The 24,436-nt window shown below is 71.3% G+C and carries 27 protein-coding genes and 1 pseudogene; 12 read left to right on the top strand and 16 right to left on the bottom strand.

The window, feature by feature from the left end; genetic code table 11:
* Positions 1-180: 180 nt before the first annotated feature.
* Positions 181-1,401 (top strand): serine hydrolase domain-containing protein, encoded by a 1,221-nt coding sequence (locus tag ACTWQF_RS14865; protein ID WP_443279827.1) that lies wholly within the window; start codon positions 181-183, stop codon positions 1,399-1,401.
* 206 nt (positions 1,402-1,607) lie between these two features.
* Here the strand turns inward: ACTWQF_RS14865 and ACTWQF_RS14860 are convergent, their stop codons facing one another.
* Positions 1,608-2,498: a LysR family transcriptional regulator gene (locus tag ACTWQF_RS14860; protein ID WP_443279826.1), complete on the bottom strand. Its 891-nt coding sequence runs from the start codon at positions 2,496-2,498 to the stop codon at positions 1,608-1,610.
* A gap of 96 nt (positions 2,499-2,594) precedes the next feature.
* On the opposite strand from ACTWQF_RS14860, the gene ACTWQF_RS14855 reads away from it, so the two are divergent.
* From ACTWQF_RS14855 to ACTWQF_RS14840, 4 genes are read left to right on the top strand one after another with little or no spacing between them, the layout of a single operon-like run.
* Positions 2,595-3,344, top strand: coding sequence for a succinate dehydrogenase cytochrome b subunit (locus ACTWQF_RS14855; RefSeq protein WP_443279825.1), 750 nt, complete (start codon positions 2,595-2,597; stop codon positions 3,342-3,344).
* Between the two features lies 1 nt (position 3,345).
* A complete protein-coding gene (locus ACTWQF_RS14850; protein ID WP_443279824.1) occupies positions 3,346-5,295 on the top strand; it encodes a fumarate reductase/succinate dehydrogenase flavoprotein subunit in 1,950 nt (649 codons plus the stop codon).
* A complete protein-coding gene (locus tag ACTWQF_RS14845) occupies positions 5,292-6,032 on the top strand; it encodes a succinate dehydrogenase/fumarate reductase iron-sulfur subunit (RefSeq protein WP_443279823.1) in 741 nt (246 codons plus the stop codon). The genes ACTWQF_RS14850 and ACTWQF_RS14845 overlap by 4 nt, the downstream gene beginning before the upstream one ends.
* Before the next feature lie 38 nt (positions 6,033-6,070).
* On the top strand, positions 6,071-6,796 hold the full coding sequence (locus ACTWQF_RS14840; RefSeq protein ID WP_443279822.1) for a class I SAM-dependent methyltransferase: 726 nt from the start codon (positions 6,071-6,073) through the stop codon (positions 6,794-6,796).
* 85 nt (positions 6,797-6,881) lie between these two features.
* On the opposite strand, the gene ACTWQF_RS14835 is transcribed toward ACTWQF_RS14840, so the two are convergent.
* The gene (locus ACTWQF_RS14835) at positions 6,882-8,066 is read right to left on the bottom strand and encodes an RNA-guided endonuclease InsQ/TnpB family protein (protein WP_443279821.1); all 1,185 of its coding nucleotides are present in this window, start codon (positions 8,064-8,066) and stop codon (positions 6,882-6,884) included.
* A gap of 94 nt (positions 8,067-8,160) precedes the next feature.
* Here ACTWQF_RS14835 and ACTWQF_RS14830 point away from each other — a divergent pair, with 94 nt between their 5' ends.
* The gene (locus ACTWQF_RS14830; RefSeq protein ID WP_443279820.1) at positions 8,161-8,382 is read left to right on the top strand and encodes a hypothetical protein; all 222 of its coding nucleotides are present in this window, start codon (positions 8,161-8,163) and stop codon (positions 8,380-8,382) included.
* A gap of 118 nt (positions 8,383-8,500) precedes the next feature.
* On the opposite strand, the gene ACTWQF_RS14825 is transcribed toward ACTWQF_RS14830, so the two are convergent.
* Positions 8,501-8,740 carry a DUF7848 domain-containing protein gene (locus tag ACTWQF_RS14825; protein ID WP_443279819.1) on the bottom strand — a complete coding sequence of 80 codons (240 nt, stop codon included), beginning with the start codon at positions 8,738-8,740 and terminating at the stop codon, positions 8,501-8,503.
* Entirely contained in the window at positions 8,737-8,895 is a 159-nt protein-coding gene (locus ACTWQF_RS14820; RefSeq protein ID WP_443279818.1) for a hypothetical protein, read from the bottom strand. Before ACTWQF_RS14820 ends, ACTWQF_RS14825 begins: the two co-directional genes overlap by 4 nt.
* 101 nt (positions 8,896-8,996) lie before the next feature.
* Between ACTWQF_RS14820 and ACTWQF_RS14815 the strand changes: the two are divergent.
* The 3 genes and pseudogenes from ACTWQF_RS14815 (at position 8,997) to ACTWQF_RS14805 (ending at position 10,833) form a co-directional block, all read left to right on the top strand.
* Positions 8,997-9,833 (top strand): annotated as a pseudogene (locus tag ACTWQF_RS14815) (helix-turn-helix domain-containing protein).
* Complete coding sequence (locus ACTWQF_RS14810) at positions 9,830-10,039, top strand: DUF397 domain-containing protein (RefSeq protein ID WP_443279817.1); 210 nt, start codon at positions 9,830-9,832, stop codon at positions 10,037-10,039. Before ACTWQF_RS14815 ends, ACTWQF_RS14810 begins: the two are co-directional and overlap by 4 nt.
* A gap of 155 nt (positions 10,040-10,194) precedes the next feature.
* The gene (locus tag ACTWQF_RS14805; RefSeq protein ID WP_443279816.1) at positions 10,195-10,833 is read left to right on the top strand and encodes an SIMPL domain-containing protein; all 639 of its coding nucleotides are present in this window, start codon (positions 10,195-10,197) and stop codon (positions 10,831-10,833) included.
* Positions 10,834-10,837: 4 nt separating this feature from the next.
* Here the strand turns inward: ACTWQF_RS14805 and hisF are convergent, their stop codons facing one another.
* Genes hisF through hisD form a run of 8 tightly spaced genes read right to left on the bottom strand, consistent with a single transcriptional unit; the run spans position 10,838 to position 16,638 of the window.
* Positions 10,838-11,596 carry an imidazole glycerol phosphate synthase subunit HisF gene (hisF, locus tag ACTWQF_RS14800; protein ID WP_443279815.1) on the bottom strand — a complete coding sequence of 253 codons (759 nt, stop codon included), beginning with the start codon at positions 11,594-11,596 and terminating at the stop codon, positions 10,838-10,840.
* A complete protein-coding gene (locus tag ACTWQF_RS14795) occupies positions 11,593-12,000 on the bottom strand; it encodes a RidA family protein (protein WP_443279814.1) in 408 nt (135 codons plus the stop codon). The genes hisF and ACTWQF_RS14795 overlap by 4 nt, the downstream gene beginning before the upstream one ends.
* The gene (priA, locus tag ACTWQF_RS14790) at positions 12,000-12,725 is read right to left on the bottom strand and encodes a bifunctional 1-(5-phosphoribosyl)-5-((5-phosphoribosylamino)methylideneamino)imidazole-4-carboxamide isomerase/phosphoribosylanthranilate isomerase PriA (RefSeq protein WP_443279813.1); all 726 of its coding nucleotides are present in this window, start codon (positions 12,723-12,725) and stop codon (positions 12,000-12,002) included. Before priA ends, ACTWQF_RS14795 begins: the two co-directional genes overlap by 1 nt.
* 20 nt (positions 12,726-12,745) lie before the next feature.
* On the bottom strand, positions 12,746-13,402 hold the full coding sequence (gene hisH / locus ACTWQF_RS14785) for an imidazole glycerol phosphate synthase subunit HisH (protein WP_443279812.1): 657 nt from the start codon (positions 13,400-13,402) through the stop codon (positions 12,746-12,748).
* Positions 13,403-13,404: 2 nt separating this feature from the next.
* Positions 13,405-13,563 carry a hypothetical protein gene (locus ACTWQF_RS14780; RefSeq protein WP_443279811.1) on the bottom strand — a complete coding sequence of 53 codons (159 nt, stop codon included), beginning with the start codon at positions 13,561-13,563 and terminating at the stop codon, positions 13,405-13,407.
* A complete protein-coding gene (gene hisB, locus ACTWQF_RS14775) occupies positions 13,560-14,150 on the bottom strand; it encodes an imidazoleglycerol-phosphate dehydratase HisB (RefSeq protein WP_443279810.1) in 591 nt (196 codons plus the stop codon). Before hisB ends, ACTWQF_RS14780 begins: the two co-directional genes overlap by 4 nt.
* Entirely contained in the window at positions 14,150-15,304 is a 1,155-nt protein-coding gene (locus tag ACTWQF_RS14770; protein WP_443279809.1) for a histidinol-phosphate transaminase, read from the bottom strand. Before ACTWQF_RS14770 ends, hisB begins: the two co-directional genes overlap by 1 nt.
* A complete protein-coding gene (gene hisD / locus ACTWQF_RS14765; RefSeq protein WP_443279808.1) occupies positions 15,280-16,638 on the bottom strand; it encodes a histidinol dehydrogenase in 1,359 nt (452 codons plus the stop codon). Before hisD ends, ACTWQF_RS14770 begins: the two co-directional genes overlap by 25 nt.
* Before the next feature lie 209 nt (positions 16,639-16,847).
* Between hisD and ACTWQF_RS14760 the strand changes: the two genes are divergently transcribed.
* From ACTWQF_RS14760 to ybaK, 3 genes are all read left to right on the top strand, one after another.
* Positions 16,848-18,473 (top strand): oxidoreductase, encoded by a 1,626-nt coding sequence (locus ACTWQF_RS14760; protein ID WP_443279807.1) that lies wholly within the window; start codon positions 16,848-16,850, stop codon positions 18,471-18,473.
* 148 nt (positions 18,474-18,621) lie between these two features.
* Positions 18,622-19,437, top strand: coding sequence for an LON peptidase substrate-binding domain-containing protein (locus ACTWQF_RS14755; protein WP_443249981.1), 816 nt, complete (start codon positions 18,622-18,624; stop codon positions 19,435-19,437).
* Positions 19,438-19,466: 29 nt separating this feature from the next.
* Positions 19,467-19,964, top strand: coding sequence for a Cys-tRNA(Pro) deacylase (gene ybaK / locus ACTWQF_RS14750; protein ID WP_443279806.1), 498 nt, complete (start codon positions 19,467-19,469; stop codon positions 19,962-19,964).
* 199 nt (positions 19,965-20,163) lie between these two features.
* Here ybaK and ACTWQF_RS14745 read toward each other — a convergent pair whose 3' ends face one another.
* The 4 genes from ACTWQF_RS14745 to ACTWQF_RS14730 form a co-directional block, all read right to left on the bottom strand.
* On the bottom strand, positions 20,164-20,850 hold the full coding sequence (locus ACTWQF_RS14745; protein ID WP_443279805.1) for a hypothetical protein: 687 nt from the start codon (positions 20,848-20,850) through the stop codon (positions 20,164-20,166).
* Positions 20,851-20,916: 66 nt separating this feature from the next.
* Entirely contained in the window at positions 20,917-21,837 is a 921-nt protein-coding gene (locus ACTWQF_RS14740; RefSeq protein ID WP_443279804.1) for an ABC transporter permease, read from the bottom strand.
* A gap of 74 nt (positions 21,838-21,911) precedes the next feature.
* Positions 21,912-22,943, bottom strand: coding sequence for an ABC transporter ATP-binding protein (locus ACTWQF_RS14735; protein WP_443279855.1), 1,032 nt, complete (start codon positions 22,941-22,943; stop codon positions 21,912-21,914).
* A gap of 82 nt (positions 22,944-23,025) precedes the next feature.
* Positions 23,026-24,366: an NYN domain-containing protein gene (locus tag ACTWQF_RS14730; RefSeq protein ID WP_443279803.1), complete on the bottom strand. Its 1,341-nt coding sequence runs from the start codon at positions 24,364-24,366 to the stop codon at positions 23,026-23,028.
* Positions 24,367-24,436: the final 70 nt, after the last annotated feature.

The following is a 24,436-nucleotide window of genomic DNA, read 5'->3' as shown; positions in this document are numbered from 1 at the left end:
ACCTCTCGGACGGAGTCCCCCGGCCTCCGGCCGGGAGGTGCCCCCAGGTGAGCAGTTCCCCGCGCCCCTGACGGGGCGCGCCGCCCCTGAGTCCACCCGCAGGGTGTCCGGCGATGGGTACAGGGGCGCCTCAGGGTGTTCCCGGATGGAGCCGGGGCGCTCAGCCGCGAAGGTGAAGTCATGACTCCCATGCCGCTCTCCCCCAGCCGTCAGTCCACCCCCCACGCCCCCTCCCGCCGGACCCTGCTGGCGGGGGTGCTCTCCGGCGCGGCGGTCGCCACCCTCGGCACACCGGTGCCGGTCGCGGTCGCCGACAGCGAAGGCAGGGCCGGGCGCCCCACGCTGCCTCCGCCCGACGCCCGCGCGCTGCGGGCGGCCATCGACGATCTGGACCACCCCCGCGCCTCCGGCGTCCAACTGCGGGTCAGCGGCTCGGCCGGACGGTGGTACGGCACCTCGGGGGTGTCGGACCCGGCCACCGGACGGCCCGTCGGGCTGAACGACAAGGTACGCGCGGGCAGCGTCACCAAGGCGTTCGTGGCGACGGCCGTGCTCCAACTCGCCGACGAGGGACGGCTGAGCCTGGAGGCCCCCGTACGGCACTACCTCCCCGCCCTCCTCCCGGAGCGCTTCGGCTCGATCACCGTGGCGCAGCTCCTCAACCACACCAGCGGGCTGCCCGACCACGTCGGGCTGCCGGACATGAGCACCCCGCAGGACGTACTGCGTCACCGGTTCGACCGGTGGACTCCGCAGCAGATCGTGGCGACGGTCACCGGCGGCGAGCCGAAGTTCCGCCCGGGCACCAAGCAGGAGTACCGCGGCATCAACTACGTACTGGCGGCGCTGGTCATCGAGCAGGTGACGGGCCGGCCGTACGGCATCGAGATCCGGGACCGCATCCTGCGTCCGCTGCGGCTGGGGCACACCTCGTTCCCCTCGGCCGAAGGCAACCCGCGGCACATCCGCGGGCCGCATATGCACGGCTGTCTGGAGCTGAGCGACGGCTCGCTCACGGACGTCACCGAGTTCGACATGTCCGTCTCGCACGCGGATGGCGAGATCGTCTCCAGCACCGGTGACCTGCACCGCTTCCTGTCCGCGCTGTTCTCCGGCACGCTGCTGCCACAGCGGCAGCTGCGGAGGATGTTCACGCTGCCGCCCAAGCATGTGCGGATGCTCGACGGCAGCCCCGCGCGCTACAGCACCGGGCTGCAGACGGCCACCGTGAACGGGGTCACCCTGTGGGGCAAGACGGGTGAGCAGTACGGGTACGCCTCCGGCATGTTCGCCACCCGCGACCAACAGCGCCGCCTCGTCTGGTCGTTCACCCCCGTACGGCTTGGCGCGGACCCGTCGCCGATGAGCCAGCGGATCGCTGACGCGGCGACACTCCGCTAGGTTGGCCGCTGCTCCGGCGAGGGGGTGCCCCTGTCCGACGGTTGCGGACTGCGGGTCCGTCGTGGCCGCTCGCGCAGTTCCCCGCGCCCCTTACGGGGCGCGTCTCCCCGTGCTGCGAAGCTTGGGCAGTCTGCTCCCCCAAGCTCTTCGAGCAGGGGGTACCCCCAGGGCGCAGGGTGGGCAAGCGCAGCCCCCATGCGGGGCACTCAGGAACCGCCGACCAGCCGCTCCGAGAGGATCTGCTGAAGCTCCCGCGCTGCGCGGGTGGGGGAGACATCGGCGCGGTGGGCGACGGCGATGGTCCGGTGCAATCCCGGCGCGGCGAAGCGGGTGATCCGCAGGCCGGAGCGGGCGGCGACCATGCTGGGGACGACGGCCAGCCCGAGGCCCGCGCGGACGAACCCGAGGACGGCGTCCATCTCGCCGCCCTCCACACCGAAGACGGGTTCGAAGCCCGCGTCCCGGCACGCGGCGACGGTCAGCTCCCGCAGGTCGTAGCCGCGCCGGAACATCGCCAGCGGGCGGTCGCGCAGGTCCTCGACGCGGATCCGGGAGCGGCGCACCGGCGCAGGCCCGTCGGGGGACGAGACGACAACCAGCTCCTCACTGAGCAGCTCCGCCGTGGTGAGCACCGGCCCCTGGCCGGCCAGCGGGGTGATGATCAGCGCCAGGTCCAGCTCGCCCGCCGCCAGCACCCGCACCAGATCCTGGGAGCCGTCCTCGTGGACGACCAGCTCCACGCCGGGGTACCGGTCGTGGAAGGCGCGCAGCACGTCCGGGACCAGGCTGGCGCACAGGCTCGGCGGCGCCCCCAGCCGCACCCGGCCGCGCCGCAGCTGCGCCACCTCCTGCACCTCGCGGCGTGCCGTCTCGGTGTCGGCAAGCACCCGCCGGGCCAGCGGCAGCAGGGCCTCGCCCGCGTCGGTGAGCGAGATATGGCCGCGTGCCCGGTGGAAGAGCTCCGCGCCCAACTCCCGCTCCAGGGACCGGATCTGCTGGGAGAGAGAGGGCTGTGCCACGTGCTCGCGCTGGGCGGCCCGGGTGAAGTGACGTGCCTCGGCGACGGCGACGAAGTAGCGGAGCTGCTGTAGCTGCATACGGCAAGCATACGGATCGGCGATAGACAGTCTCTATCGTGCGCAGCCGTGCTATGTCTTGGACTGATGCCGGGCCCGGTCCCTACCTTCATGGCCATGGCGACGGTTACCCGCACTCCCACCTCCCAGGGCCCCGGTCCCGGCCCCCGCCCACCGGCCGGTCGGCGGCGGGGCGGCTTCCTGCGCACCCTGTGGGGCTCCACGATCGGCAAGAAGACGGTCATGGCGGTCAGCGGGCTGCTCATGCTGGCCTATCTGCTCGTCCACATGTTCGCCAACCTGAAGGTCTTCTTCGGCCCCGAGGAGATGAACGGCTACGCGCACTGGCTGCGCACCTTCGGGGAGCCGCTGCTGCGCCACGGCTGGTTCCTGTGGATCGCCCGCGTGGTGCTGCTCGCGGCCGTGGTGCTGCACGGCGTCAGTGCCTACCAGCTCAGCAGGCGCGACATCGCGGCCCGCCCCGTCAAGTACCGCCACAAGCGGGGCGGGGCCAGTTATGCGACCCGCACCATGCGCTGGGGCGGGATCATCCTGGCGCTGTTCATCGTCTGGCATGTGCTCGATCTGACGACCGGAACGGTGAATCCGCGCGGCCAGGAGGGCCACCCGTACGAGAACATCGTCGCCGGCTTCCAGAACTGGTACGCGAACGTCATCTACATCGTCGCCATGCTCGCGGTCGGGCTGCACATCCGGCACGGCTTCTGGAGCGCCGCGCAGACCCTCGGTGTGACCCGCCCCAGCGCCGCACGTCTGCTCAAGGCCGGCGCCAATGTGCTCGCGCTGGTCATCACGGCCGGCTTCCTCTCCGTACCGATTGGCGTCATGACAGGAGTCGTGAGCTGAGATGACCACCCCCTATCAGAGCTACCTGACCGGCGAGGAGATCGCCGACACCAAGGCGCCCGACGGGCCGATAGCCGAGCGCTGGAACCGGCGCCGCTTCACGGCGAAGCTGGTCAATCCGGCCAACCGCCGCAAGCACACCGTCATCGTCGTCGGCACCGGTCTTGCGGGCGGCTCGGCGGGGGCGACCCTGGCGGAGGCGGGCTACCACGTCGTCCAGTTCTGCTACCAGGACTCTCCGCGCCGCGCCCACTCCGTCGCGGCGCAGGGCGGAATCAACGCCGCGAAGAACTACCGCAACGACGGCGACTCGACCCACCGGCTCTTCTACGACACCGTCAAGGGCGGTGACTTCCGCTCCCGCGAGTCCAACGTGCACCGGCTGGCGGAGATCTCCACAGAGATCATCGATCAGTGCGTGGCCCAGGGCGTGCCGTTCGCCCGGGAGTACGGCGGGCTGCTGGACACCCGTTCCTTCGGCGGGGTCCAGGTCTCGCGTACCTTCTACGCCCGCGGCCAGACCGGGCAGCAGCTGCTGCTCGGCGCCTACCAGGCACTCTCGCGGCAGATCGCCGTCGGGAACGTGGAGATGCACCCCCGTACGGAGATGCTGGATCTGATCGTCATCGACGGGCGGGCCCGCGGCATCGTCGCCCGCGATCTGCTGACCGGCCGTATCGACACCTACTTCGCCGACGCGGTGGTGCTGGCGACCGGCGGGTACGGCAACGTCTTCTACCTCTCCACCAACGCCAAGAACTCCAACGCGACCGCCGTCTGGCGTGCGCACCGCAGGGGCGCGTACTTCGCCAACCCCTGCTTCACCCAGATCCACCCGACCTGCATCCCGCGCTCCGGCGACCACCAGTCCAAGCTGACGCTGATGAGCGAGTCGCTGCGCAACGACGGCCGGATCTGGGTGCCCAAGGCAGCCGGCGACGACCGCGCGCCGCAGGACATCCCCGAGGAGGAGCGCGACTACTACCTGGAGCGGCTCTACCCCTCGTTCGGCAACCTCGTCCCCCGCGACATCGCCTCCCGCGCCGCGAAGAACGTCTGCGACGAGGGGCGCGGTGTGGGCCCCGGCGGTCAGGGGGTCTACCTCGACTTCGCGGACGCCATCGCCCGGCTGGGCCGAGCGGCCGTCGAGGAGAAGTACGGCAACCTCTTCGAGATGTACGCGCGGATCACCGCCGAGGACCCGTACACCCGTCCGATGCGCATCTATCCCGCCATCCACTACACGATGGGCGGGCTGTGGGTCGACTACGACCTGATGACCACCGTCCCCGGCCTCTTCGCCGTCGGGGAGGCCAACTTCTCCGACCACGGCGCCAACCGGCTCGGTGCCTCCGCGCTGATGCAGGGCCTGGCCGACGGCTACTTCGTGCTCCCGGCGACACTGGGCGACTATCTGGCCCGTCACCCACACGAAGACGTCGATCCCGAACACCCCGCCGTCCACGAGGCGGTGTTCGCCGTCACCGACCGCCTCTACGCCCTGCTGTCCAACAACGGCGACCGCTCCCCCGACTCCTTCCACCGCGAGCTCGGCGAGCTGATGTGGGACGAGTGCGGGATGTCCCGTACGGAGGAGGGGCTGCGCAAGGCGCTGGAGCGGATCCCCGAGCTGCGTGCCGAGTTCTGGCGGCGGATCAGGGTGCCCGGTTCCGGCGAGGCGCTCAACCAGTCGCTGGAGAAGGCCAACCGGGTCGCCGACCATCTGGAGCTGGCCGAGCTGATGTGCCTGGACGCACTGCACCGCACCGAGTCGTGCGGCGGCCACTTCCGCGAGGAGTCCCGTACGGCGGACGGCGAGGCAGCGCGCAAGGACGAGGAGTTCTGCTACGCCGCCGCCTGGGAGTTCACCGGCGTCGGCGAGGCCCCCGTGCTGCACAAGGAGACCCTCCACTTCGAGTACGTCCACCCCACCCAGCGGAGCTACACGTGAACCTGACCCTTCGGATCTGGCGGCAGCCGGACGCCTCGGCGGACGGCGAGATGCGCACCTACGAGGTGGCGGACATCTCCCCCGACATGTCGTTCCTGGAGATGCTCGACACCCTCAACGAGACGCTGATCGAGCACGGCGAGGAGCCCGTCGCCTTCGACCACGACTGCCGGGAAGGCATCTGCGGCGCCTGCGGCATGGTCATCAACGGCCAGGCCCACGGGCCCGAACGCACCACCACCTGCCAGCTGCACATGCGGCACTTCACCGACGGCGACACCATCGACATCGAGCCCTGGCGGGCCGCGGCCTTCCCCGTCGTACGGGACCTCGTCGTCGACCGGTCAGCCTTCGACCGGGTGATCGGCGCCGGCGGCTACATCACGGTGCCGACCGGCGCCGCGCCGGAGGCGCACTCCACCGCCGTGCCGAAGCCCGTGGCGGACGCCGCCTTCACACACGCCGAGTGCATCGGCTGCGGCGCCTGCGTGGCCGCATGCCCGAACGGCTCGGCCATGCTGTTCACCTCCGCCAAGGTGAACCACCTCAACGTGCTGCCGCAGGGCGCCCCCGAGAGGGAGAGCCGGGTGCTCGGAATGGTGGAGCAGGTGGACGCCGAGGGCTTCGGCGGCTGCACACTCACCGGCGAGTGCGCCACGGCCTGCCCCAAGGGCATCCCCATGCCGTCCATCGCCGCGATGAACCGGGAGTACGTGCGCGCCGCCGCCAAGAGCTGATCTCCCCTTCCCTGTGGGGTGCACATACAGTGGGCGCGATGACCACCCAGCGGCCCACCCTCCCCGAACTGGCGCGCCAGGCGCTCTCCTCCGTACAGCGTGGCTACGACCTGCTGGCGCCGAAGTTCGACCACACGCAGTACCGGACCCCGGACAGCGTCCTGGACGCCACCACCCGTGCCCTGAAGACGATCGGCCCGTTCACCGACGGCCTCGACCTGTGCTGCGGCACCGGCGCAGGCACCCGCGTGCTCCGCGAGGTGTGCACGGGCCGGGTGGCCGGCGTCGACTTCAGCGCGGGCATGCTGGCGGAGGCCAGGTACAAGAACGCAACCGCGGCCCAGCCTTCCCCGCACTGGGTGCGGGGCGACGCGCATGCGCTGCCGTTCCGCCGCGCCGCCTTCGATCTGGTGGTCAGCTTCGGTGCGTTCGGGCACTTCCTGCCCGCCGAACGCCCGCATCTGTTCGGGCAGGTACGCGAAGTCCTCCGGGAGGGCGGCACGTTCGCGTTCCCGATGGCGGCCCCGCCGCGCCCGGGTACGGCGGCGTACTGGGCGCTGCTCGGGTTCGACGCCGCGATGCGCGTACGCAACGCCGTCTGGCGACCGCGCTTCGTCATGTACTACCGCACCTGGCCGCTGGCAGAAGTCCACCGCGATCTCCTCGAAGCAGGCTTCGACGTCGCCCTGCACCCGCTCACCGAACTGGGCCACCGCGACGACGGCTCCCCGCGCTGCCGCCTGGTTCTGGCGACAAAGCGCTGATTGTCAACTTGACCCGGCCCTGAAGGACCGGGCTTGGAGGTAGCGCCCAACTGGCTGCTGGGTTGGCTCCTCCGTCCAGACACCCCTATGGGGTGGCAGGGGCGCGTGACTCACGCCCCGCATTCCGCACGGTCTCGCCACGGGTGGCGATGTTGCGGGAAGCATTCCGGTCGGCGTGGGCAACGACCCCGCACCCCCGGCAGATGAAAAGCCCCTGGTCGACACGGTTGCGCTTGTCGACGTGGCCGCACTCGGCGCACGTTTGCGACGTGTACGCGGGATCAACGAAGACCAAGGGCACGCCTGCCCGCTTGGCCTTGTAGACGATGAAGTCTCCGAGCTGGGCGAATGCCCAGGAGTGGAGTGCGACCCTCCCCCAGCCTCCGGCCGGGAGGTACCCCCAGGGCTTGCGGAGCCGTACTCTCTGCCGGATTCCCTTGAGTTCTTCCAGAGAGATTCCGGCCGAGGTGCGTTCAGCCTCGGTCACGATCGTCTTGGAGACGCAGTGGTTGATGTCCCGCGCCCGGCGGGATTCCTTCCGGGAGCGCTGTTTGAGCCGCCGTTTGGCGGACTTGGTGCCCTTTTTCTGGAGCTTCTGGCGAAGATCGAGCTGTCGCTTGCGGTAGCGGTTGAGCTTGCGTCCGGCGGCCTGGTAGCCGGTGGAGGTGGTGGCGATGTTGACGATGCCCAGGTCCACACCGATGAAGCCGTCCGGCTCGTACTGCTCGGCCTCGGGCACCTCGCACGTGGCAACCAGATACAAGACGCCGTCCCGCTCGATGAGGTCACTCTCACCCTTGCGGTACTCCCGCAGGACCTTCAGGGCGCCCGGCGAGCAGACGAACGGTACGCCCTTCAACCGGCCGCTCGTGGTCCAGATGCTCACCGTCCGCGCGTCGTACTGCCAGCTCAGGCACCGGTCGTCGTACGGCTGCGCCGCCCCGGGACGAAAAGCAACCGGCTTGGAGGCAGCCCTGACGCGCCGCCGGGAGCCCTTCCGCCCGAGGTTCCCGGCGCGGAGATTGGCGTGCAGGGCTGTGTACGCATCGCGCACCTTCTTGATCACATGCTGCGCGGCCTGCGCCCCCAGCCCACGCTCTTTCAGCTGCGCGTAGGTGTGCCTGCGCAGCTCATACTCCCGCGGCACACCACGCTCAAAAGCCACGCCGGACACCCAGTTCGCCGCATCATTGACCGCACCCAGCGTCACCGAGACCGCCGCCGCCTGCACGGCATCCGGCACCAGCTTGACTTGCACCACGACCTTCACACCAGCAGCGTAGAAGCGACCACTGACAACGCCTCCACGCCAACCAAGCTGCGGCGCTCCCCGCCGCCAGCTCGGGACGCGATTCCTCCCGGGCATGAACGCTCGGGTTCCTCGCAAGATCACGCTGAACGCCGTCGGCGGGCTCGTCCTCACCCTGCTCGGCATCGGCGCTGCGGCGTTCCTGTTCCTGGGGCCGTGGAAACCACAGGACCACCTGGGCATCCTGCACGGCGCCGCCAAGATCGTCGCCATCGGCCTGGTGGTGGCGGGCACGACACTGATGGCCCGCCGACGCGGCAGCGCCGACAACGGCTGACCGCCCTACAGATAAATCCGCTTCTTGCACTTCGTGCAGTGCTTCGCCCCTCGGGGCACTTCGTGCTGACAGGGCCTCTTCAGGTTGTCGGCCAAGGGGTGCTCCCTTCGGGGATCAGTCACAGCCACGCCCCCGGTTCGAACCGGTACGGGCGCGTGATGATCTCCCGGTAGGTGAGGTGCTCCGGGTTGTCCTTCAGATGGCGGGTGACCCAGTTCTGGGGTACCGACTGGCTGGTATGTGGGTCGGCGGTCTGCTGGCAGACAGCGCACTGCATGGTGAAGGTCACCGGCTCGGCGTCCGGCTCCGTATCCGGCACGAGCCGGAACTCACAGAACCGGAAGGTCGCGCGGGTCACGTACGCACCACCGGCTTCCTCCTGTGCTCCGGGTGCCTCCGCAGCAGTACGGCACAGTCGGTGACCCGGCTCCAGTCCCCCACCATGCGCGCCACTTCCCACTCCCGCTCCAGCCGCGCACACTCCGCGCAGGCTGCGCTGTCCTTCGTGGTCACGATGCTGCCTCTGGTACGCGGCGCGCCTCCTCCAGCCGCCGCGCCACCGCGCGCGGGGGCTTCAACGTGTCAGACGGGAACGGAAGGTCGGTGACAGCCCGTTGAACCGCAAAGAGTTGGACCCGGACAGCTCTCCTCAGGCAGCTTTCGGAGCGCGCTTACGCAGCATGCGGGAGGCGCGCGGCTGGAAGCAGGAAGAGCTGGGAGAGAAGACGGGGTATTCCAGCACGCATATTTCAGCCGTCGAAACTGGTCGCAAGATGCCGACCTTGCGCTTCTCGCGCAGCGCGGACATTGCCTTCGGCATCGCGGACACGACGGACACGTTCGAGCGCCAGTACCGCGAACTCCGCCACGGCAGCCTGTTGGAGGGCTTCCCGCAGTACGTCGACTATGAGAGCCGGGCGGCGGAGATCCGGGTCTACGAAGTGGGAGTCATCCCCGGTCTGCTCCAGACTCCGGAATACGCAAGGGTGACCGCAGACAGTGTCGTGAAGCGCGGAGCGATCACAACGGAGCAGGCCGACGAGCGAGTCGCCCTCATTGCGCAGCGACAAGCAGCGCTCGTCCGGACACCTCCGCCGCTGGTCTCTGTCGTATTGGACGAAAGCTGCATCCGTAGGCCCATGGGGGAACCCGCCGTCCTCAAAGCCTAATTGGACAGAGTCATCGAGTTCGCAGAGCAGCCGAACACCATGCTCCAAGTCGCCCCCTTCACTATGGGCGCCCGCCGTCCACTCTCGCTGCCGCTCTACATCCTGACGATGGCGGACCGGTCGCTGATGTCGTACGCCGAATCCGCGCAACGGGGCCATCTCGAACGGGACAACAGGTTCGTGCTGCCCATACTGACGGCCTACCATCAGCTACAGGCCGAAGCCCCCTCCCAGGCGGAATCCATCGCCATGATCAGCCGGTTACGAAGGGACACGCTGTGACGACCGAAACCCCCCGCTGGCTCACTTCCTCCTACAGCGAGAACGGCGGCGCCTGCGTGGAGGTCGCCACCAACCTCGCCGCCTCGAACGGCACCGTCCCCCTCCGCGACTCCAAGAACCCCACCGGCCCCGCCCTCAACCTCCCCGCCAACACCTTCGCCACCTTCGTCGCAGGCATCAAGACCGGCGAACTCGGCACCGTCTGACGCAGCGCAGGTGGACGCGCCCCGAAGGGGCGCGGGGAACTGCGCGACCAGCCTGGGGGTACCTCCCTGCTCGAAGAGCTTGGGGGAGAACCCGCAGCCCGCAAGCATCCGACAGGGGCACCCCCTCTCCGGCGCACGCGTGTTTGACTAGCCGCATGCAGATGAAGATCGACAATCCATGGGGCATCAGCGTCTACGGCGCCGCAAGTGTGAACGCGACGCCCGATCTTGTGCGGCTGCGGATCGCCGTGGACCGCACCGAGCAGACGGCCGGGGAGGCGTTCGGCTCGGCGCGGGAGGGGGTGGCGGCGCTACGGCGGACGTTCCGGGAGCACGGCGTGCCGGACACGGCGGTCTCCTCGTCGCGGCTGGGGCTGCGCACGGAGTGGGAGGGCTACAACGCGAGCCGCAAGTTCCTGGGCTACCGCTGCCAGGCGGACTTCTCGGTGACGCTGACAGAGATGGACGCACTGGAGCCGCTGCTGGTGGCCGCCGTGGAGGCGGGCGCCAACCGGGTGGACGGGGTGGACTTCGACGTACGGGACAAGCCGGGGCTCCGCGCCCGGGCCCGCACGGAGGCGGTGGCCGCCGCCCGCCGCAAGGCCGAGCTGTACGCGGAGGCGGCCGGGGTCACGCTGGGCGCGGTGGTACACGTCGAGGACGTGGACCCGGAGGGCCCCCTCGCCTCCCGATACCGCGGCCACGCCGTCGACGCGCCATCGGGCGAGGGGGATCTGTCGCCGGGTCAGGTCACCGTCCAGGGCGCCGTCCTGCTGGGTTTCGCCCTGGCGTGAGCCCTCAGCGCACCGGGTGCCCCGCGTCCCGCAGGGTCTCCTTCACCTCGCCGATCCGCAGGTCGCCGAAGTGGAAGACGGAGGCGGCCAGTACGGCGTCGGCTCCCGCGCCGATGGCGGGCGGGAAGTGGTCGAGGCGTCCGGCGCCGCCGGAGGCGATCACCGGGATGGTGACGTGCTTACGGACGGCGGCGATCATTTCCGTGTCGTAGCCGTCCTTGGTGCCGTCCGCGTCCATGGAGTTGAGGAGGATCTCCCCCGCGCCCAGCTCCGCGGCGCGGTGCGCCCACTCGACGGCGTCGATGCCGGTGCCGCGACGCCCGCCGTGCGTGGTGACCTCGAAGCCCGCCCCCTCGGCACGGCGCCGGGCGTCGACGGAGAGCACCAGCACCTGGCTGCCGAAGCGTTCGGAGATCTCGCGGATCAGCTCCGCGCGTGCGACGGCCGCGGTGTTGACGCCCACCTTGTCGGCCCCGGCGCGCAGCAGCTTGTCCACGTCCTCGGGGGTGCGCACCCCGCCGCCGACGGTCAGCGGGATGAAGACCTGCTCGGCGGTGCGCCGTACCACGTCGTAGGTGGTCTCGCGGTCGCCGGAGGAGGCGGTGATGTCCAGGAACGTCAGCTCGTCGGCGCCCTCGGCGTCGTAGACCTTGGCCATCTCGACCGGGTCGCCCGCGTCGCGCAGGTTCTGGAAGTTGACGCCCTTGACGACCCGGCCGCCGTCCACGTCCAGGCAGGGGATGACTCGGACCGCGAGGGTCATGTTCCTTGTGCTCCTTGCTGGTCCCGGTACGCCTCGACCTCCACCTCGACCACGAGGCTGGGGTCGGCGAACCCGGACACGATGATCATGGACGAGACGGGCTTGACCTCGCCGAACAGCTCCTTGTGGGCACGGCCCACCTCCTCCACGTCCCGCGTGTGCGCGAGGAACATCCGGGTCCGCACCACGCTGTCGGCGCCGAGCCCGAGGCTCTTCAGGGCTTTCAGCGCGACACCGAACGCGTTGATGGCCTGCTCGAACGGTGCGCCCGCAGAGATGACGCCGTCCACGACCGAGGTGCAGCCGGCCACCAGCACCAGTCCGTTGGGCAGCTCCACGGCGCGGGAGTAGCCGAAGGGCTCCTCCCACGGCGCATCGGACGTGATCCGGTGTATCGAGCCCATCAGGCAACCGCCTCCAACGCCTCTTCAAGGGTGAACGCCTTGGCGTACAGGGCCTTACCCACGATCGCGCCCTCGACTCCTTCGGGCACCAGCCCCGCGATGGCCCGCAGGTCGTCGAGGGAGGAGACACCACCGCTGGCGATGACCGACCGGTCGGTACGCGCGCACACGTTCCGCAGCAGCTCCAGGTTGGGGCCTTGGAGAGTGCCGTCCTTGGCGATGTCGGTGACGACGTAGCGGGCGCAGCCCTCGGAGTCCAGCCGGGCCAGCGTCTCGTAGAGGTCGCCGCCGTCCCGGGTCCAGCCGCGGCCGCGCAGCGTGGTGCCGCGTACGTCGAGGCCGACGGCGATCTTGTCGCCGTGCTCCGCGATGACCTTGGCGACCCACTCGGGGGCCTCCAGCGCGGCCGTACCGAGGTTGACGCGGCGGCAGCCGGTGGCCAGCGCCGCCGCCAGGGAGGCGTCGTCGCGGATACCGCCGGACAGCTCCACCTTGATGTCCATGGCGCGGGCGACCTCGGCGATCTGCTTCCGGTTGTCACCGGTGCCGAACGCGGCGTCCAGGTCGACCAGGTGCAGCCACTCGGCGCCGGCGCGCTGCCAGGCGAGTGCCGCCTCCAGCGGGTCGCCGTAGGAGGTCTCGGAGCCGGACTCGCCGTGTACGAGGCGGACGGCCTGCCCGTCGCGGACGTCCACGGCGGGCAGCAGTTCAAGCCGGTTGCTCACGGCGCTCTCGCTCTCTCGGCTCACAGGGTTTCGATCCAGTTTCTCAGCAGCTGGGCTCCGGCGTCACCGGACTTCTCGGGGTGGAACTGGGTGGCCCACAGCGGCCCGTTCTCCACGGCGGACACGAACCGGTCGGCGTGCGTCGTCCAGCTCACCACCGGCGGCTTGAGGGCCGGGTTGGTGATCTCCAGCTCCCAGTCGTGCACGGCGTAGGAGTGTACGAAGTAGTAGCGCTCGTCCGCGGACAGCCCGGCGAACAGTTGCGAGCCTGCGGGCGCCTCGACGGTGTTCCAGCCCATGTGCGGGACCGGGTGCGCGGCGTCGTTCTTGAGCGGGCCGACGGTGCCGGGCCACTCGTCCATGCCGTCGGCCTCCTGGCCGTGCTCGATGCCCCGGGAGAAGAGGATCTGCATACCCACGCAGATCCCCATCACAGGCCGGCCACCCGCCAGCCGCCGTCCGATGACCCAGTGGCCGCGCGCCTCGACCAGCCCCTCCATACAGGAGGCGAACGCACCCACGCCGGGCACCAGAAGGCCGCCGGCGGACATCGCCTTGTCGTAGTCGCGGGTGATCTCGACATCGGCGCCGGCTCGCTCCAGGGCACGCTCGGCGGAGCGCACATTGCCGAAGCCGTAGTCGAAGACCACGACGCTCTTCCTGCCGTTCGTCGTCATGATCACCAGTCCACTCGCAGAATCCCCGCCACCAGGCACATGGCGGACGCCAGGGCGAGCAGCACGATCACGCCCTTGGGCAGCTGCTGCTTCCAGAACGAGATCGCCCCGCCCGCCAGAAACAACCCGACGAAGATGAGTAGGGCGGACAGCCCTGTCATAGCGCGCCCTTCGTGGACGGAATCCCCGTCTGCCGCGGGTCGATCTCACTGGCGTAGCGCAGGGCGCGGGCCAGCGCCTTGAACTGGCACTCCACGATGTGGTGCGCGTTGCGCCCGTACGGCACGTGGACGTGCAGGGCGATCTGGGCCTGGGCGACGAAGGACTCCAGGATGTGCCGGGTCATCGTGGTGTCGTAGCTGCCGATCATCGGGGCCATGCCCTCGGGCTCGGTGTGCACCAGATAGGGGCGGCCCGACAGATCGACGGTCACCTGGGCGAGCGACTCGTCCAGCGGCACCGAGGCATTGGCGAACCGCACGATGCCGCGCTTGTCACCGAGGGCCTGCTTGAAGGCGGCGCCCAGCGCCAGCGAGGTGTCCTCGATGGTGTGGTGGCTGTCGATGTGCAGATCGCCCTCGGTCTTGACCGTGAGGTCGAACAGGCCGTGCCGGCCGAGCTGGTCGAGCATGTGGTCGTAGAAGCCCACGCCCGTGGAGACGTCCACATCGCCCTTGCCGTCGAGGTCGATCTCGACCACGACAGAGGTCTCCTTGGTGGTGCGCTCCACCCGGCCCTTGCGCGTCATCAGTCGCTCTTCTCCTTCAGCTCCTTCGTCACGGCTCGCACCGCGTCGAGGAATGCGTCGTTCTCCTCCGGCGTGCCCGCCGTCACCCGCAGCCAGCCGGGGACCCCGTTGTCCCGGACCAGTACGCCGTGGGCCAGCAGCGCTTCCCACACGGCGTGTGATCCGGCCGCGCCGTCGAAGCGGCCGAACTGTACGAAGTTGGCGTCCGAGGCGGTGACCTCGCAGCCGATGGCCCGCAGTTCGGTCACCAGCCGGTCGCGTTCGGACTTCAGCTGCTCGACGTAGCCGAGCAGGGTGTCGGTGTGCTCCAGCGCGGCCAGCGCCGTGGCCTGGGTGACGGCCGACAGGTGGTACGGCAGCCGCACCAGCTGGACCGCGTCCACCACCGCGGGCGCCGCGGCCAGATAGCCGAGCCGCAGCCCGGCGGCGCCGAACGCCTTGGACATGGTGCGCGAGAGCACCAGCGTCGGACGGCCCTCGATCAGCGGCAGCAGCGAGGGGTGGTGCGAGAACTCGCCGTACGCCTCGTCCACCACCACGAGCGCCCCGCGATCGGGCCGCGCCGCCTGCGCGGCGTCGTACAGCGCCAGCACCGTCTCCTCGGACACGGCCGTGCCGGTGGGGTTGTTGGGCGAGCAGATGAAGACGATGTCCGGCTTGTGCTCGGCGATGGCGGCAACCGCGGCTTCGGTGTCGATGGTGAAGTCGTCGTTGCGCGGCCCCGACAGCCAGCCGGTGCCGGTGCCGCGGGAGATCAGCGCGTGCATCGAGTACGACGGCTCGAAGCCCAGCGCGGCACGGCCAGGGCCACCGAACGCCTGGAGGAGCTGCTGGATGATCTCGTTGGAGCCGTTGGCCGCCCACACCTGCCGGTGGTCGACGGTGTGACCCGCCGTACGGGACAGATAGCGGGCGAGCTGGGTGCGCAGCTCGACCGCGTCCCGGTCCGGGTAGCGGTTGAGCTCGCGTGCGGCCTCGGTGACCCGCTCGGCGATCCGCCTCACCAGCTCCTCGGGGAGCTGGTAGGGGTTCTCGTTGGTGTTCAGCCGTACCGGCACATCCAGCTGGGGCGCGCCGTAGGGAGACTTGCCGCGCAGCTCGTCCCGGATGGGGAGATCGTCAATGCCGGTCACGAGACCTCGGGGACCTTCCATGCGCTGTGCTTGTCTTGTTCGCCTCCGGCAAAACGTGCCTTCAGCGCTTGGCCGTGTGCGGGCAGATCCTCCGCCTCCGCCAGGGCGACGACATGGTGGGTGATCTCGGCCAGCGCGTCCCGGGTGTAGTCCACGACGTGGATGCCGCGCAGGAAGGACTGGACCGACAGGCCGGAGGAGTGGCAGGCACAACCGCCGGTGGGCAGCACGTGGTTGGAGCCCGCGGCGTAGTCGCCGAGCGAGACGGGCGCATACGGGCCGACGAAGACCGCGCCCGCGTTGCGTACCCGCGCCGCCCAGGCCGCGGCGTCGGCGGTCTGGATCTCCAGGTGCTCGGCGGCGTAGGCGTTGACGACGGCCAGGCCGGCTTCGAGGGAGTCCACGAGCACGATGCCGGACTGCCGCCCGGCCAGCGCCTCGGCGATGCGTTCGCTGTGCTTGGTAGCGGGCACCTGCGTCTTCAGCTCGGCCTCGACGGCCTCGGCCAGCGCCTCGGAGGGGGTGACCAGGACGGCGGCGGCCACCACGTCGTGCTCGGCCTGACTGATCAGGTCGGCGGCGACGTGGGCGGCGTCGGCGGTGTCGTCGGCGAGGATCGCGATCTCGGTCGGGCCCGCCTCGGAGTCGATGCCGATGACGCCCTTGAGCAGCCGCTTGGCGGCGGCCACATAGATGTTGCCGGGGCCGGTCACCAGCTGGACCGGAGCGCATTCCGCGGTGCCGTACGCGAACATCGCCACGGCCTGCGCACCGCCCACCGCGTACACCTCGTCCACGTCCAGCAGCGCGCAGGCGGCGAGGATGGTGGGGTGCGGCAGGCCGTCGAACTCGGCCTGTGCGGGCGAGGCGACGGCCAGCGAGCGGACGCCCGCCTCCTGCGCGGGCACCACGTTCATCACAACGGACGACGGGTAGACGGCGCGACCGCCCGGTACGTACAGCCCCACGCGCTCCACCGGCACCCAGCGCTCGGTGACGGTGCCGCCGGGCACCACCTGCACCGTGGAGTCGGTGCGCCGCTGGTCGCGGTGGACGATCCGGGCGCGCCGGATGGACTCCTCCAGGGCCGCACGAACGGCCGGATCCAGCTCTTGAAGGGCCTTGCTCAGCGCCTCTGCGGGCACCCGGGACTGGTCCAGGCGCACCCCGTCGAACTTCTCCGTGTACTCGATCACCGCCGCAGAGCCACGATGCCGTACGTCGTCGCAGATGGGCCGCACCTTCTCCAGGGCGGCCTCGACGTCGAGCTCGGCACGGGGCAGCAGGTCACGGTCGAGCACGCCACTCGCCTGGGAGGCGAGGGCAGCACCACGCAGATCGATTCGGGAGATCACGTACTCAAGTCTCTCAGACCCTCAGCGTGCCCCGGTCGTCCGTATCAGAGGCTGATACAGGTCACACGCGACGATCGTCGCCTCCCGCGTTCATCCGGTCACGGAGCGGGAAAGGGAGCGGTACGACCATCGTGTTCGAACACCGGGCGGGACGACCGCCGCGTTCGCACGCCAAGACACAAGTGACCGAGGATCAAGGGGGGACAAGCGTGAGCGAGCCAGCGGACTCCGGCGAGCCGCCTCCGGGGCTGCGGCTGACGACTGCCGAGTGGGGCCTGTGGCAGGCGTTCCGCAACGGCAGCGAGCAGGATCTGCGCAGCGGCGAACCGGAGCTGGACGACCCGAACGGGGACCACGAGTGGGGCCCGGATCGTACGGTCAGGGCCCGGGTGATCGCGCTGCTGCTGCTGCACGGGCCGCCGCCGCTGCTGGGCCGAGTGGCCTCGCTGCATCTGACCGGCGCGTTCGTGTCCGGCTGCCTGGACCTGGCGGGCGGCACCGTGGAGTCGTACTTCGAGCTGCGGCAGTGCCGGTTCGAGGAGGAGGTGCGGATGCCGGAGGCGCGGGTGAACACCGCGCGCTTCGTCGACTGCTACCTGCCCCGTCTCGAGGCGGCGCGGCTGACCACCGAGGGCGATCTGCACCTGCCCAGGTGCAGCATCCCGGAGGGCATCAAGCTGACGGACGCCACGATAGGCACCGACCTGCTGCTCAACGAGGCCACCGTGGGCAGCGGGCGACGGAACCGTGCCATCGCGGCGGACGGCGTCAGCGTCTCTCAAGAGCTCCAGGCCAGCCTGCTGGTCACCGACGGGCAGGTCAGCCTGCGCGGCGCCTCCGTCGGCAGCTCGCTGCACATGTTCGGCTCGGTGCTGCGCAACCCGCGCGGGCGCTTCGCGCTGTACGCGCCGCAGATGACCGTCGAGCAGGTGGCGAGCTTCGCCGACGCCGGCCGCGGCAGCGCCCCGCAGATATACAGCGCCACACCGCCGACCGGCACCCGCTACGGGCTCGGCTTCGCTCGGCCAGGGTGGGACCCCCATCGCACCAAGCACTTTCAGTGCACCGGCGGGATAGTGCTGGACGACGGACGGTTCGGCTCCTCGCTGGTGATCGAGAACGCCCGCCTGGAGATGCAGCGCGACCAGGAGCTGTCGCTGCGGCGCATCACCACTCCGGAGCTGACCTTCACCCCGCAGCTGCCCGAGCGCGGCCTGGTCGTGCTGTCCGGGGCGAGCGTGGAGAAGCTGATGGACCGCGCCTCCAGCTGGCCGGGCGACCACCGGCTGTGGATGGCGGGCTTCACCTACCAGCACGCCATCCCCAAAGAGGGCCACTTCAACGTCCGCGAGCGGCTCCAGTGGATCAACGCCGCCACCGCGGAGTACGCACCCGAGCCGTACGAGCAGCTCGCGGCGATGTACCGGAACAGCGGCGAGGACACCAACGCGCGCCTCGTCCTGCTGGCCAAGCAGCGCCGCCGCCGTGAGACCCTGCCGCTGCCCGGCAAGCTCTGGGGCGTCCTCCAGGACTGGACGGTGGCGTACGGCTACCGGCCGGGGCAGGCCGCGCTGTGGATGGCGCTGCTGTGGCTGACCGGGGCGATGCTGTTCCAGGCGCACCGCCCGCCCGCGCTCAAGGGCGACGAGGCACCGCACTGGAACGCCGCGCTCTACACGCTGGACCTGCTGCTGCCCGTCATCACCTTCGGGCAGGACACGGCATGGGACCCGGGCGGCGGCTACCAGTGGATCGCCGCGGGGATGATCCTGGCGGGCTGGGTGCTGGCGACGACAGTGGCAGCGGGCGCCACCCGGCTGCTGCGGCGGCAGTAGGCAGGGGTGTGCCCACCGGCCGCGGCGCTGGTGGGCGCGCCGGTCGCGGCGCGGGGGCGCGGCGGCAGCGCCGGGAAGGGCGCGGAAGGCGCTTCGTAAGGCGCACCGGGCCCCGCAGCGGGCGCCGGAGGCTTTAGGCTTACCCGTTGTGACAACCGCGCTTCCGCTCTTCCCGCTCAACTCGGTGCTGTTCCCGGGCCTGGTGCTGCCGCTGAACATCTTCGAGCCGCGGTACCGCGCGCTGATGCGTGATCTGCTCGCGCTGCCCGAGGACGCGCCGCGCCGCTTCGGTGTGGTCGCCATCCGGGACGGCCGCGAGGTCGCACCCGCGGCCACCGGTATGCCCGACTCGGCGCCCCCGCAGGGCACCGACCCGACGGCCGGCTTCGGCCCCGACCCGATCAAGTCGTTCTACACGGTCGGCTGTGTCGCCGACGCCTCCACCATCCGCGAGCGGGTCGCGGGGCTGGGCGCCCCGGAAACCGCGGACGCGCCCGAGGAGGCGGCGCCGGGCGCCGACCCGCGCACCAGCACCACCGGCTACGAGGTGCTGGCGACCGGCACCACCCGGTTCCGGCTGCTGTCGGTCGACTCCTCAGGGCCGTATCTCATGGGCGAGATCGAGGAGTTGCCCGAGGAGGAGGGCGACGAGGCGGGCGCGCTTGCCTCCGGGGTACTGCGTGCCTTCCGCGCGTACCAGAAGCGGCTGGCCAGCGCCCGCGAGCGCACCCTGGCCGCGGGTCAGGAGCAGGACCTGCCGGACGACCCGTCGGTCGTCTCCTACCTGGTCGCGGCGGCCACCGTGCTGGACACCCCGGCCAAGCAGCGGCTCCTCCAGGCGCCGGACACCGCGACCCGGCTGGCCGACGAGCTGAAGCTGCTGCGCCGGGAGACCGCCGTGATCGGCAAGCTGCCGTCGCTGCCCGCGGCGGACCTGACCCGGAACCCGACCAGCCAGAACTGAAGGCCCGTCCGGGGCGAGGGGCGGAGAGCATGGCGAAGAAGAACAAGCGTCAGGGGTCGGCGACCCCCGCGATCGTCGCGGCCACCGAGGCGGGCATCGCGTTCGAGACCCACGCCTACGAGCACGACCCGGCAGCTCCCTCCTACGGCGAAGAGGCCGCCGAGGCCATGGGAGTGCCGCCCGAGCAGGTCTTCAAGACGCTGGTGGCCGAGGTCGACGGCGCCCTGACGGTCGCCGTCGTCCCGGTGTCCGCCTCGCTGGACCTCAAGGCCCTCGCGGCGGCGGCCGGCGGCAAGCGCGCCGCCATGGCCGACCCCGCGGCGGCCGAGCGTACGACGGGCTATGTACGCGGCGGTATCTCCCCACTGGGCCAGCGCAAACAGCTCCCCACGGTGCTGGACGCTTCCGCTGAGGAGTACGCCGCGATTTGCGTCTCGGCCGGCCGCCGAGGGCTGGAAATCGAGCTTGCCCCCTCGGACCTGGCCAAACTGACCGGCGCCGTGGTGGCCCCGGTGGCCCGCACCTAGGGCTGACCCGCCCATGGGGGCTGCGCTTGCCCACCCTGCGCCCTGGGGGTACCCCCTGCTCGAAGAGCTTGGGGGAGCAGACTGCCCAAGCTTCGCAGGTGAGAGCGCCCCGTCAGGGGCGCGGGGAACTGCGCGCCCAGCCACAAACCCACCCGCAGCCTGCGGGATCGAGCAAGGGGCACCCCCTGCCCAGAAGCGGTCAGCTCTTCCAATGCTGCGGGGCCGCGACAACCGCGCCGGAGGCGTCATCGCGGGGGCCGAAGAAGGCGGTCACCAGCAGATGGACGAGGACGGCGGCGAAGGGCCAGACCAGCAGCAGGCCATAGGCGTGCAGCTCCAGCGGAGCGTCGAAGGTGGCGCCCTTGCCGGCTGCCTGCGCCGCCGCGGACAGGTTGGTCTCGGGGCCGAGCCAGATACCGGTCCGCCATCCCAGTACGGAGCCCAGCAGTCCGCCCACGCCGAGTCCGACGACGAGACCGACGCCGCCCTTTCTGCGGAGCAGGAAGACGGCGATGCCCGTCACGATGCCGAGTGCCAGGCCGAGCAGCCCGAAGACGCCCTCCGCGCCGATGGCTTCCTCGCCCTCGGGGTGCTTGAAGAGGACCAGCTTCCCGTCGGTGTAGAGCGGCACCCGGGGCGCCAGCCACAGCCACAGGATTCCCAGCAGCACCCCGACGACGGCGACGGCCACGGCGCAGACGGCGGCGTCCCGCAGCTCGCGGCGTACGAGCGGCCCGCCCTCGCCGCCGTAGCCCGCGCTCACCGCGTGCGGCGGCGCGGGGGGCGGGGCCGAGGCGGCGGTGCCGGGCTGGTCACCCGGTCCGGCCGGGGGCGCGGAGGGGTGCGAGTGGTCCGGGTTGTGAGAGGAGGGCGTCGGTACGGTCACCCCGCCATCGTGCCAGGCCCGCCCCGTACGGAAGGCCCCGGCCCGCTCAGCGCATGCCGCGCGGGGTCAGCGGGTGGCGGCCCAGCGGTAGGCGCGGGTGGCAAGGGCGAGCGAGAGCACCCCTACGGCCGCGCACACGGCCAGGTCGGCCACGACATGCCCCCAGTCGGGGTGCGGCTCGAAGGTGCGGGCGAAGGCTTCCACCCCGTACGTGGACGGCAGCAGATCCCGCGCCCACCGGACCGCCAGCGGCAGCCCGCCCGCGGGCAGCACTCCCAGCAGCAGCGCCGCCGACATTCCCAGCTGCCCGCCCAGTGTGGCCAGTTCGGGGCGCGGGGCGAGCAGTCCCAGCGCCGCTCCCAGCCCGGCGAGCGCGGCACCGGCGAGCGGGACGACGGCCACCAGCACCCACAGCCCGCCCAGCGGAAGCTGGAAGAGCACGCTGCCCGCCACCGCCGTCACCACCACACCGGGCACGGTGAAGGACGCGTAGGCCGCCGCGGCCCCCAGCACCACGGACGCTGCCGGTACCGGCAGCGTCGCGTAGTGGTCGAGCCCGCCGCCCGCGCGGAGCTGCCCGAAGTACTGCGCCAGCAGATTGAGGGCGACGAAGGCGACGACCAGCACGCTGGACCCGGCGACCACGGCCCGCGCCTCGGCGCCGCCGTCCACCACGCCGCGCATCAGAACCATGATCCCCAGCGACTGGAACGTCGCGACGAACAGCAGCGGAATCCGAGCCACCCGGGCCCGGGAGAGCTGCGCACGGTAGACGGCGCCCAGCGCGGGCCACAGCCGCGCCCGCGGCGCCAGCGGCACATCCGGACCATCCGGACCCTCACCGGCACCGGCGCCCACAGAGGAACCGCCACTCGCATCGGCATCGGCTCCGGCACCGGCGGCTGCGCGGTAACCGTCGATTCCCGCGACACCGTGCCTCACCGCGTCGCCGTCGGTCCTCGTAGGGCTCGTCACCGTCGTCCTCATCGTCGCGCCTCTCCCCCGGCTCCCGACTCCGGCTCCGGCTCCGGCTCCGGCCGGGGAGGTAGCCCTCTCCGCCCTCATGCTTTGACCAGGCCCTCGGCGCCGTCCTGGCCGACGGCCCGGCCGCCGAGCGCCACATAGACGTCCTCCAGGCTCGGGGTGGCGAGCCGGAAGTCGTCGAGCGCGGCGAACGCCGCCCCCGTGGTGACCTGCGCGACCGCCTCCCGAGCCGCCTCGGGCGACAGCCGCAGCGTCCAGCAGCGACCGGTGACGACGGCGTCGGCGGCGAGCGCGGCGACGTCCGGAAGCTCCACCGGAGCCCGCTCGCGCCACACCAGCTCCAGCCGCACCTCACCGCCGACGGTCGCCTTGAGCCCGCCGGGGGTGTCGCAGGCGATCACCCGGCCCCGGTCCAGCACGGCGACCCGGTCCAGCACGGTCTCGGCCTCGATCACGTTGTGGGTGACGAGCAGTACGGTCGCCCCGCGCTCGGCACGGCGCCGGTCGACGGCCGCCCACACCGCGCGCCGCGCGTGCGGGTCCATACCGGTGGTCGGCTCGTCCAGCACCAGCAGCCGCCGGTCCCCCACCAGCGCCGCCGCCACACACGCCAGCCGCCGCTGCCCGCCGGAGAGCTTCTTGATCGGCCGGCCTGCCAGCTGGGTCAGCCCCAGCTCGGCCAGCACCTCGTCGCGCGCCGCGCGGGCCGCCGCGGTCGCCATCCCGCGCAGCCGCGCGGTGGTCTCGGTGGCCAGCCCCACGGTCAGCTCGTCCAGCGCGGTGGACTCCTGGCCCAGATAGGCGAGCAGCCGTGCGGCCCGCTCCGGATGGCGTACCAGGTCGTGGCCGAGCACCTGGACCGCTCCGGCGTCGGGCCGCAGCAGCCCTGTGAGCTGGCGTACGAGGGTGGACTTGCCGGCGCCGTTGGGGCCCAGCAGGCCGAAGATCTCGCCCTGCCGTACCTCCAGGCAGATGCCGTCGGTGGCCCGGACGGCAGGGGCCGCCGGTGTGCCCCGCCGGGCCCGCACCGGGGGGTAGGTCTTGACCAGGTCCTCGACGCGCACGGCGGCCCGGGTCGGCGTCGTTCCGCTTGCCACCGAGCTGTCCACCGCCTGCCGAGTGCCCGTTCTCACGACCTATGAGGGTACGCGTCCGGGTTGCGGCGCCCCGCTGCGGGCCCTTCCGGCCCGGTCAGTCCCCGGCAGGGGCGTGTTCGGCCGAAGTGTCGGAACGGGCGTCGACCTCGCGCCAGAAGCCCGCGCGGATCGCGTAGCGGTCGTGTTCGTCGATCTGGTCGTCCTTGTGCGCGAGCAGCCCGAACCGGGCCGCGTAACGCAGCAGTTCGCCGTCGATCCGGTGCGGGATGCGCGGGTACTCGCCGGAGAGCTGTGCGAGATGGCTGTCGTTGGTCAGCCGCTCGATCCAGCGGCGGGCGAAGACCTGGCCGACCTCGAACGGGTCGCCGCTGACCGCGGTGATGTCCTCCTCGCGGTCCGCCCAACGCTGCTCGGCGGTGGTGAGCTGGGCGAGCATCGGCAGCGCCGCCGTCTCGGGCGACTCGCCGGGGGCGGCCCGCTCGACCCAACCGCGGTCGGACGACCAGCGCAGCGTGGCGCCCGGCGGCCCGGCCTGTGGGCCCGCCTGCTGACCGTGGCGGCCCAGGTCCGCCAGATCCTTGGGCGTGGGGACGCCCTCGGTGCGGTTGGGCGCCGAGCCTGCGGTCGCATGCCGCTTGTCGCCTTCGGCGCCGGTGTCCGGCTCGGCTCCCACGGCGTCCCCGGCCCGCGGCTCGGCCGGGGCAGGCGAGGGCGGCTGACCGGGCGGCCCGGGGGCCACGTGGGGTGCGGCCGGATGACGGTCCACGGCGTCGCCGTTCTTGGCCGTCTCCGGCAGCGGCGCGGAGAGGATCGCGGCGATCTCCGGGCGGGGCGCGGGCTGGGGTGCGCAGGGCGCCGTGAGGTCCTTGGCGCGGACGACGGGCGTGATCCACGTACGGTCCAGCACACGCCGCTCGTCCGCCTCGGCGACCAGGTCCTCGGACTGGTTGTAGTCCCCGTCGGCTGCCTGGACGGCCCACAGATGGACGGCGACGCCGTGCTCCTTCGCGGACATCAGGCCGGGCAGCAGATCGCCGTCGCCGGTCACCAGCACGATGTCGGAGCAGGCGCGGTTGCGGGCGAGTTCGGTCAGCTCCGCGTGCATGGCGGCGTCGACGCCCTTCTGCGCCCACCGCCCGTCACTTCGGGTGAGGGCGCCGAGCCGTACGGTCACCCTGGGCATCACGCGCAGCCTGCGGTGTTCGGGCTGGGGCACGCGGTCCGGGGCGCCGTCGAACCAGTAGATGCGCAGCAGCGCGCACTGCGTGTCCGCCTCGGCCTGCTGGCGCAGTGCCTGGATGAGACCGGCGTGGTCGACGGTGATCCGCGAGCGGGTGGGCTCCCGGGCCAGGAGGCTGGCGGCGGCGCCCAACAGATAACCGGCGTCCACCAGGACGACGCAGCGGTCCACGACGTTCCACCCACTCTCGGTCATGACGCACAGCCGAGGCTGTGCCTTCGCCACGCGGCGCGTGCCGGCCGGTCCCCCGTGTCCTTCGAGTCTG

It is taken from the genome of Streptomyces sp. 8N114 (genome assembly GCF_052245835.1).
Taxonomy (GTDB): Bacteria; Actinomycetota; Actinomycetes; order Streptomycetales; family Streptomycetaceae; genus Streptomyces.
This window is presented reverse-complemented; position numbering and strand designations above follow the sequence as displayed.